Source organism: Rhodococcus sp. NCIMB 12038 (genome assembly GCF_002165735.1).
Classification (GTDB): Bacteria; Actinomycetota; Actinomycetes; order Mycobacteriales; family Mycobacteriaceae; genus Rhodococcus_F.
This window is the reverse complement of the sequence record NZ_NHML01000015.1, coordinates 222,192-231,483: the sequence shown is the minus strand read 5'-3', so window position 1 is coordinate 231,483 and position 9,292 is coordinate 222,192. Positions and strand designations below refer to the sequence as shown.

General features: G+C 67.7%; 10 protein-coding genes. 3 read left to right on the top strand and 7 right to left on the bottom strand.

Going from position 1 to position 9,292, the window contains the following annotated elements; all coding sequences use genetic code 11:
• Positions 1–98 precede the first annotated feature (98 nt).
• The 3 genes from CA951_RS23955 to CA951_RS23945 all read right to left on the bottom strand — a co-directional run bounded on the left by CA951_RS23955 (position 99) and on the right by CA951_RS23945 (position 2,890).
• Positions 99–1,106, bottom strand: coding sequence for an NAD(P)H-dependent glycerol-3-phosphate dehydrogenase (locus tag CA951_RS23955; RefSeq protein ID WP_087559188.1), 1,008 nt, complete (start codon positions 1,104–1,106; stop codon positions 99–101).
• 120 nt (positions 1,107–1,226) lie between these two features.
• A complete protein-coding gene (locus CA951_RS23950) occupies positions 1,227–2,567 on the bottom strand; it encodes a helicase-associated domain-containing protein (protein WP_087559187.1) in 1,341 nt (446 codons plus the stop codon).
• Positions 2,568–2,581: 14 nt separating this feature from the next.
• Positions 2,582–2,890 (bottom strand): calcium-binding protein, encoded by a 309-nt coding sequence (locus tag CA951_RS23945; RefSeq protein ID WP_087559186.1) that lies wholly within the window; start codon positions 2,888–2,890, stop codon positions 2,582–2,584.
• Positions 2,891–3,154: 264 nt separating this feature from the next.
• Here CA951_RS23945 and CA951_RS23940 point away from each other — a divergent pair, with 264 nt between their 5' ends.
• Entirely contained in the window at positions 3,155–3,598 is a 444-nt protein-coding gene (locus CA951_RS23940; RefSeq protein ID WP_236580859.1) for an antitoxin Xre/MbcA/ParS toxin-binding domain-containing protein, read from the top strand.
• Positions 3,599–4,156 carry an RES domain-containing protein gene (locus CA951_RS23935; protein WP_087559185.1) on the top strand — a complete coding sequence of 186 codons (558 nt, stop codon included), beginning with the start codon at positions 3,599–3,601 and terminating at the stop codon, positions 4,154–4,156.
• Positions 4,157–4,238: 82 nt separating this feature from the next.
• Here CA951_RS23935 and CA951_RS23930 read toward each other — a convergent pair whose 3' ends face one another.
• From CA951_RS23930 to CA951_RS23920, 3 genes are all read right to left on the bottom strand, one after another.
• On the bottom strand, positions 4,239–5,597 hold the full coding sequence (locus CA951_RS23930) for an MFS transporter (protein ID WP_087559184.1): 1,359 nt from the start codon (positions 5,595–5,597) through the stop codon (positions 4,239–4,241).
• Positions 5,598–5,647: 50 nt separating this feature from the next.
• Positions 5,648–6,034, bottom strand: a complete 387-nt coding sequence (locus tag CA951_RS23925) for a carboxymuconolactone decarboxylase family protein (RefSeq protein WP_087559183.1) — start codon at positions 6,032–6,034, stop codon at positions 5,648–5,650.
• 150 nt (positions 6,035–6,184) lie between these two features.
• Positions 6,185–7,189, bottom strand: coding sequence for an AraC family transcriptional regulator (locus CA951_RS23920; RefSeq protein ID WP_087559182.1), 1,005 nt, complete (start codon positions 7,187–7,189; stop codon positions 6,185–6,187).
• Positions 7,190–7,348: 159 nt separating this feature from the next.
• On the opposite strand from CA951_RS23920, the gene CA951_RS23915 reads away from it, so the two are divergent.
• Complete coding sequence (locus tag CA951_RS23915) at positions 7,349–8,401, top strand: 3-keto-5-aminohexanoate cleavage protein (protein WP_087559181.1); 1,053 nt, start codon at positions 7,349–7,351, stop codon at positions 8,399–8,401.
• A 40-nt stretch (positions 8,402–8,441) separates the two neighbouring features.
• Here the strand turns inward: CA951_RS23915 and CA951_RS23910 are convergent, their stop codons facing one another.
• On the bottom strand, positions 8,442–9,278 hold the full coding sequence (locus tag CA951_RS23910) for a class I SAM-dependent methyltransferase (protein ID WP_087559180.1): 837 nt from the start codon (positions 9,276–9,278) through the stop codon (positions 8,442–8,444).
• Positions 9,279–9,292 lie beyond the last annotated feature (14 nt).

Sequence of the window (9,292 nt, the reverse complement as noted above, 5' to 3'; positions counted from 1 at the left end):
TGCTCGCTGGGGTGCCTCCATTCAGGAGTCTGCCCCAGTTTTCTAGGAGATTGCTTAGAAACGTCTAGATAGTGCTACTTCCGGTTGCAGTTGTGCGATCACGCCAAATCGTCCTCACCGCCTGCAGCGACTTTCTGCAGGCCACGGTAGGCGCCTTGCGGCGTCTGCCGGCCTGCGACGACCGCCTCGACCTCCGCGGCGATGGGCATGTCGACGTTGTAGTCGCGGGCCAACTCCATCACGGTGGGGGCGGTCTTGACGCCCTCGGCCACCTGCCCCAGCTTGGCGACGGCCTCCTCGACGGTCATGCCGCGGGCAATGAATTCGCCCACCCGCCGGTTGCGGGAACTCGGGGCCATACACGTGGCGATCAGGTCTCCGACCCCGGTGAGCCCGGCGAACGTCCGCGGGTTCGCGCCCATCGCCTCGCCCAGCCGGGTCATCTCGGCCAGCCCGCGTGCGAGGACCATCGCGCGGGTGTTGTCCCCGACGTCCAGTCCGTCGGCCATCCCCGAGGCGATGGCCACGATGTTCTTCAGCACGCCGCCGAGTTCGCAGCCCAGCACATCTGTGTTCCGGTACACGCGGAACACCGCCGACGCGAACAACGGCTGCAACGCGGTGGCGACCCGGACGTCCTGGGTGGCGACGACCGACGCCGCGGCAAGCCCGTCGACGATCTCCCGCGCAATGTTGGGGCCCGCGAGGAGCCCGACCGGATGCCCCGGCAAGCATTCGGCAATCACCTCGGTGGGCCGCAACCGTGTTCCCGGCTCGAGCCCCTTCGCCAGCGACAGCACCGGCACCCACGCCCGCACCTCGTTGGCGATCTGAGTAAGCGTGCTGCGGACCGCGTGCGACGGTACCCCGACCACGAGAACGTCGGCTGCCTGCGCCGCTTCCACCAGGTCGGCCGTCGAGCGCATGGAGTCGGGGAGTGCCCGCTCGCCGAGATAACGGGAATTGCGATGCTCGGTGTTGATCTCGTCCGCAGTATTCGAATTCCGCGCCCACAGCAGGGTCGGCGTGTTGTGGGCGGCGAGACCGGCCACCGTCGTTCCCCACGAACCGGCGCCGAGCACGACGACGCGTACCGGCCGGGCCATTACCGATCACTCATCGAGTTGATGCTGTCCATGATCTCAAGCGTGGCATTTGTGAGGCGTTCACGAAGCTGATTCGGCAAGTCCCGGCGGCGGCTGCCACCGGGAGGTTGACGTCTTCGGTCAGGGGGTGTTCGGCCCGGGCAGCGCGTAGCCGAGTTTGTGTAGGGCCCTGCGGAACTTCGGTTCGTGTTCGAGGGGGACCGCGAGGTGGCGGTCGCCGATAGGACGGCACAGTGTGCGGAGTGCGCGGTCACGGGTGATGAGCGCGGCGAGTGCGGAATCGGTGCATTCGATCACCCGGGCGTGGCCGTGGTCGGTGAGCTGGCTGGCTCGGCGGGTGACGTCGTCGACGACGGTCCTCAGTGTGCCGGGCAGCTCATGGTCGGTGCGCCGGGCGAGGAAGGTGGTGAGGTCCTCGAGGTGGCGACCACCATCGATCGCGGACAGCAGGCTCGCGGCGGAGACGGTCCAGACCCGGTCCGCGGTGTGCTCCGCGTATGCGGACAGCAGCAGCTGATCGGCGGGGGACAGGGTTCCGGTGACGACGATGTCGAGGTTGGGCAGGACTTTCAGAACCCGGGCTGGCGGGTTGTCGGCGGGCGGTTGATAGGTGTCGGTCAGGCCCAGGGTGTAGCAGCCCAGGGTGGTGAGCCGGATCGCCTGCAGTCCGTCATATCTGCTCAGCGCGTCCAGGTTGTCACCGCCCCAAATGTCGTGGAAGTCCGACCGTGCGCCGCTGGGGTGGCGGTAGTCGAGGTCGAGCAGCCCAAGTGTGCCGGCGTACTCGAACAGCACGGCCATCGTGTAGCGGCCCTCGAGGATCTCCCACCGGTGGTAACCGTCGTAGCCGAGACTGCCGTAATGCGGGTCGACGAGATAGAGCTTCCACAGCGCGCGCTCGCTGCGGGCGACGTTAGGGCTCAAGCCTTTCCGTCGCATTGTCGTGAACATCGAATCCATGCCGATCCACTCGTCGGGTGGGCAGCCGGCCAATGCCGCAGCGACGGTCTGTCGGCGGGTCCTGGCCGAGGTGAGGACATTGTGTGCACGCTGACCCTTGATCTGCTCGATCCTGCTGAACTCGTCGATCACAGCGCGGGTGAGCCAGCGCCGCCACAGTTGGGAGATGACCTCGGCCGCCGGCCGACTCAGGGCGGTACGGCCCTTCGGGGTCAGCCGCAGGCGCCCGCCCTCGATTGTGGCGAGCCCACCGGCCTGGATGATCAGCGGCCACGCGAACGACGCGATCGGGTCGTCGGGGTAGAAGTCGCCGTGCGCGAGCTGTGAGCCCACGGCGGCGACCGTCGCCGCGGAGGGGCGGTGGGTCTTGTCGCTGCACCGCAGTTCACCGGCCGCGCACAGCTGCAACACCGTGTGCAGATTCGACATCGCCTCCTGCTCGGTCACTCGTATCCGGTGCTCCCCGGTCGTGCTCGGGAGTGCGGTGTCGCCTGTGTTCACGCTCGTGTCCTCACCTATCTCAGCCAGTGGCGGTATGCCTCGATCCACTCGGCACCGTCGGGTGGTGGTGCCGGCAAGGGCAGGTCGAGGATTCGGATACGCTGTCGCGACCGGCCGCGGGTACAGATCGCAACGATGTGGTCGTCGGTCAGGTCGATGCCGGACACGGTGACCTGGGCACCGAGCACACGGGTGTGGAACGGCACGTCGAGGTGCTCGTCGAGCATGGTGTAGAAGCCGGTGACGCACTCGCTGTCGTTGTAGCAGTCGACCGTGGCCTCCGCGACCATGGCCTCCAGCGCGCCGCGGTTGGGTGATCTCACGGCGACGAGGATAGCCCGACGCAACCCGGCGTCGGACCGGGTCCTCAGTGACGCTGGAGCCGAGTGAGCTGGTGGAGTTCCTCAGCGCCCGTTTCGCCCCGCCGCGGATGGTCACGCCAGACGCGCAGGCTCGGGTGGTCTGCCGAGCGCAGTTCGCCATGGAAGACCGAAAAGGGATCCGCGCATCAGTCCCTCGGCCGGCATCGAGGAACCCGGCACAGTGCGCGGCACCTACCCAACGAAAATGTTGGGTAGCATAGGTACATGGCAAGCGCGAGGACACGTGAGACGTCAGCGAAGGCGGCTGCGACGAAGAAGGCCGCGGAGCGTACGGCGCGGACCATTGGCCACGCGGGCAGCGCACCCCGGGCGGCGGATGATCCGTTGTCCGCGGAGCGGGTGCGGTACCTGACCGGTGAGTTCGGTGGCGCGCAACTCGCGGCGATCGTGGGGGTGAACCGGTCCCAGCCCTCTCGGTGGATCAAGGGCCAGGAGAGACCGGGGCCGGGAGCGGCGCCTCTGTTGATCGACCTCGAGCATGTGCTGGCACGTGCTCGTTTGGTGTGGGGTGAGACGGCGGCCCGGACCTGGCTCGAAAGCGCGAACACGTACCTCGACGGGGCGCGGCCGCTCGAGGTGCTGCAGCTGTCGGGGCCCGCACCGGTGCTCGAAGCGTTGGACGCGGAGGCCTGGGGCGGGGCCGCCTGAGTGCTGGTCTATCGCGTCTTCCCATACCTGTCCACCGCGGCGCCGGGGCAACCGGGCCACCCACTGTACGAGCATCGACCGCAGCGCGGCGGCCGGATCGATCACCCGGATTATTACGTCTGGTACGTTTCGCGGCTGGCTGAGGCGGCCTGTGGGGAGAGTTTCGGCAACCTCGCCCGCTGGGAGGATTCGATGCTCGAGTTCCCGCTTTTGCCGGGTTCGCGGCGCGCGCTGGGGGTGTTCGAGTTGCCTGATGACCTGCGAATCCTCGACCTGGATGATCCGGCGGAGTTGGTGCGCTTGGGACTGCGTCCGACGCAGGTCGTGACCCGGAATCTGACGGTCACCCAGCGGTGGGGGCATCGGATCTGGTCGGAAACCGAACCCCACACGGGGGACCGGGCGTGGCAGGCGGTGGCATGGTGGTCGTATCACCGCCAGCAGTGGTCGGTGCTGGCGGGCTGGCTGCGCCCGCAGCTGGTGCGGGTCGAACCGCTCGCGCTCGATCACCCCGCGATCGTCGATGCGGCGAAGGCCCTCCAGCGCATCGTGATGTAACCGGCAAGTGCAATCGTCGAGGTGTATGACATTTCGGCAAGTCCCGGTGGCGGCTGCCACCGGGACTTGCCGAATCAGAAACCTAGACCTTGGCCGCGGCGGCGGCACTCTGCGCCGCGAGCTTCGCGAGCCCGGCCGGGTACATCCGCTTGCCGAGGAACAGGGCGACGATCGCCAGCACGTACACCAGCGGTGCCAGCTGCAGGGCGCCGAGCAGGCCGAGGCGGTCGGCGAGGATGCCGATGACGAAGGGGCCGGTGGCCAGGCCGAGGACGTTGTTGGTCACGGTCAGGCTGCCGAGGGCCGAGGCCCGCACCGACTGGTGGGTCAGACCCGCCACCATGGCGGCGGTGGGGCCGGACGAGCCGGCGGCGAAGAAGGCGCCGATGCCCAGCAGAATCAGCTGGGACGCACCGGTTTCCAGCTGAAATGCGATTCCGAGCGAGGTCAGCGAGATCGTGCAGTAGAGGATCGCGCTCGTCCACTTCGCGGCGGCGTTGTTTCGGCCGACCCGGTCGGTGATCATGCCGCAGACGATCATGCTGATGGCGATCAGCAACACGAACGCCGACGCAACCGCGCCCGCCTTGTCCGGGGCCATGCCGTAGTAGCGGTTGAAGAAGCTGGGGGCCCAGGCGAGCAGCACGGCCGCGTTGAACATCTGCAGTCCGCCGCCGAGGTATGCGCACCACACGGTCGGGTTGGTGAACAGTGTCGACACGGGGACGCGGATCGCGGGTTCGTCGGGGCGGGCGGCTTCGGCGGTGTCGTCGGTGGCGGCGTGCTCGGCCAGGCGGCGTTCGGTGACGATCGTGCGGAATGCGAGGACCAGGATGAGTCCGAGGACCGCCATCGCGGCGAACGACCAGCGCCAGCTCAGGTGCACGGCGATGACGGCGCCGAGCGAGACTCCGACGACGGAGCCGAAGGAACCGCCGGCCATGAACGCGCCGCTGAGCGTGGAGTGGACGCGTGGCGCGAAGACGCTGAGAACCACGGCGATTCCGACACTTCCGTACGCGGCCTCGCCGACACCGACCAGGAAGCGCGCGGCGAGCATCTGCTCGTAGCTGGAGGCGATCGCGCACAGCAGGGTCGCGACACTCCACAGCGAGGCCATCAGCACCAGGGACTTCACGCGCCCCCAGCGGTCGGCCAGCAGGGACAGCGGGAGGGTGAGCAGCCCGACCATCAGCGCGACGATGCTGGTGAGGGATGCGAGCTGGGAATCCGTCAGTGCCCAGTCGGCCTTCAGGAACGGGAAGACCGCACTGAGAACCTGGCGGGACATGTAGTCGGACAGCAGCAACGCGAACGCGAGGGCGAAAACGAGCCAGGGGTAGAACGAGGAGCGTCGGGTGCGGCGGTCGGCGGTCGGCACGGAACTCGACGGGCCGGCGACTGCGATCTCGAGTTCGGACGTGGTGGGATGCGGTCCCATGGATGCTCCTGAGGGTGCGGATGGAGAGGGAGAGAGTGGGGGAGCGGCGTTCAGTGTGCCGGGTGCCGGGACTCGTACGCGTCGAGTTCCTCCGCGAGGATCGGCACGCCGAGATTGCAGGCGTGGATTCCGAGGACGCTGACCATCTCGAGGACGGTGAGGATCTCCTCCTTGGACACACCGAGTTCGAGTGCGGCCCGGATGTGCCTGCGCACTCCCGGCGCGTACAGGTGGGTGGCGGCGGCATCGATGGCAATGCTGAGCAGTTCGACGAACTCGGGCGTGAACACCCCACGCTGCACGGGAGTGGCGTTCATGGCCATGAACTGCTCGGTCCACTCCGGATCCCACTGGGACAATTTGTCCCACAGCGGATTCCAGCTTCCCGCACTCTTCATTCGGTCGAGTGTCGGGGTGGGTATCGGCTCAGCGGTCATGGCGGCTCGTTTCACGGAGAGCGAATCGGGTGTGATGCGGGCTATGGCCCGACCCGATAGTGGCCTGCATCACGCTACGTGTCTCATGAGCCGATTAGTTGCCCCTACGGGACGGAATTCTTTGCATTTCGGGACATCAGTCGCCGTCACCTATCCCGTGGTCTGTTTGCGCCACTCGCGAGGACTCATGCCGAACTGCTGATGGAACCACCGGGAGAAACTGCTCGGCGTCGAGAAGGCGAGCATCTCGGAGATTTCCGTCAACGAGTAACGCCGGCCGGTGACCATGCGTTTCGCGAGTTCGGCGCGGGTGGAGTCGAGGACGGAGGTGAAGGTCTCTCCCGATTTCGCGAGGTGTCGGTGCACCGTCCGGCGGTCGACGCCGAGGCTGCGGGCGACCTGCTCGATCGAGCAACGCCCGCTCGGCAGCAGCAGTTCGACGAGTTCGCGCACGCGATTGGTGAGGGTCGGTTCCTCCGGCGTGCCGAGCGTGTCGAGGATCTGCTGCGCATAGGACCGCAGCAACGGGTCGGACAGTCTGTTCGGCTCGTCCAGATCGCCTGTGTAGACCAGGATTCCGGAGTACTCGCCGTCGAAGTGGAGTGGCGCGCCGAAGACCTGCCGGTGCGTCGAGTCGTCGGCCGGTCGTCCGTGTTCGAAGCTGACGGACACCGGATGCCACCGCTCGCCCAGCAGCTGCCGCAACAGCTGGTGGGTCACCGCGACCGCCAGTTCGACGGACTGCCGGACCGGCACGGGTTCGCCGGGATCGAAGCGGATTCGTATGGTGGCCAGGCCGTCGCGCTCGGACAGCCGGATGTGCAGTGCCTCGTTGTACGTGTGCTGGAAGCGAATCAGCATTCGCAGTGCGCTTCGCGCGTCGGGCTCGTCCCGGATGCCGACGCTCAGTGGGCCGAGGGTGGACAGGCGCCGCCGCTCGGCCAGCTTCAGCGCGAAGTCCTGGCGGCCCGACGTCGCCGCGGACAACTCGAGGAGACGGGCGACCGACGCTGCGGGTACCCAGCGGTCCTGCAGGTCCAGCCCGGCCGGGTCGAGTCCGACGCTCGTCAGCAGCTGCACCGGGTCGAGCGAGAGGGTGCGGCCCAGGTCGACGAAGCCGGTCAGCGCGGCATACCGGGCGAGGGGCTTGGCCATCCGCGTCACCTTCCGTCGCATGCGTCCCGCTCGGCTGGGTGTCCCGAACAGGAAACAAATATGTCCCGTCAGGGTAAGTATGCACCGCATCCCGTGGCTACCGTTGTGTCAGCTGAGTCACAGTCCCGCCGTCCGCAACCTTTCGAACGGAGAACACCCATGCATTTCCACGACGACGCCCTCTTCCCCGAAACCCAGGAGAAGCTGGTCATCACGTGCGCCCCGTACGGTCCNGAGTGGGAGCCGGACGACTTCCGCGAGGACCTGCCGCTGACGATGGACGAGCACGTCCAGAAGGCGGTGGACTGCTACGAGGCCGGCGCCACCGTGCTGCACATCCACGTCCGCGAACTCGACGGCAAGGGCTCCAAGCGGCTNTCGAAGTTCAACGAACTGCTCGCCGGACTGCGCCAGGCGGTGCCGGACATGATCCTGCAGGTCGGCGGTTCCATCTCNTTCGCCCCCGAGGGTGAGGGGTCGGACGCGAAGTGGCTCTCCGACGACACCCGGCACATGCTCGCCGACCTCGATCCGGCACCGGACCAGGTGACGATCGCGATCAACACCTCGCAGATGAACATCATGGAGNTGATGACCGCCGACGACATCGCCGGCACGTCGATGCAGCGCCCCGAGCTGGCNGAGGCGTACCGGGAGATGACGGTCCCGGCCGGNCCGGCGTGGGTCGAGGAGCACCTGCGCCGGCTGCAGGCNGCGGGGATCCAGCCGCACTTCCAGCTGTCGAGCATCCCGCAGCTCGAGACCGTCGANCGGCTNATCCGGCGCGGGGTGTACACCGGTCCGCTGAACCTGACCTGGGTCGGGATCGGCGGCGGCTTCGACGGCCCGAACCCGTACAACATCATGAACTTCGTNCANCGGGTNCCGGACGGTGCGTGCCTGACCCTCGAGACCCTGATGCGCAGTGTGTTGCCGGTCAACACGATGGCGATCGCGATGGGCCTGCACCCCCGCTGCGGCAACGAGGACACGATCTGGGGTCGCAAGGGCGAGAAGATGACNTCGGTCGCGCAGNTCGAGCAGTTGGTCCGGGTNGCCGGGGAACTCGGCCGGGAGGTGGCCACCGGTAAGGAGGCCCGCGACATCTACCGGATCGGTCAGACCTACGCCGATGCCGACGAGACCCTCGCCAAGCTCGGCTACGCCCCGAACCGCCGTCCCGGCCAGGTGGGCTTCACCCAGCACGCCTGACGTCGACGCCGCCCGGGCGACCACATCGTGGTCGGGCTCGCTACCACTTCCGCGCGGTGAGCAAGAGGTACTCCCAGTTCATCACGGTGCTGCCGGTGCCGTAGTCGAAACGCCTTGCAAGGTCGGCGAGTTCGTGGTCCAGCTCAGCCACCCGGGCGGGGTCGTCGGCGATGTTCCGGTACACCGCGATGGTCGGGCCGTAGCGGGTCTTGAAGTAGTCGCGGAAGTCTTCCGGGGTCCGGAACCGGTCGATGCGGACGGTGTGCCGGGTTGCCACGACGTCGGTCACCCGATGGCCGAACAACGCCCGCACGTGGTCCTCGCGACCCCACATCGGCGGCGGCTGCGCGCCGGGAGGCGGCGGGGGTGCGTACGGTTTCATCGTCGCGAACATCTGACCGATGAACCCCTCGGGGGTCCAGCTGAGCAGTCCGATCGTCCCGCCCGGCCTGCAGACGCGGACGAGTTCGTCGGCGCTGTCCTGATGGTGCGGGGCGAACATGACACCGACGCACGACATCACGGTGTCGAATTCGTTGTCGGCGAACGGCATCGCCTCGGCGTCGGCCTCGCGCCACTCGACCTCGGCGCCGAGTTCGGCGGCCCGGCGGCGGCCGGCGTCGAACAGTTCCGGGGTGAGGTCGCCGGCGACGACGCTCGCACCGGACAGCGCCGCGGGGATGGTGGCGTTGCCGGAACCGGCCGCGACGTCGAGGACACGGTCACCGGGCCTGACCCGGCTCGCCCGGACCAGGGCGGGGCCGAGGTCCGCGATGACGTCCGTCGCCACGGCGGGGTAGTCGCCGAGCGCCCACATGGCGCGGTGCTTGGTCTTCAGTTCGCGGTCGGCTCGTACTGCGTCGATCGTGTCATCCATCTCGGTACTCCGGT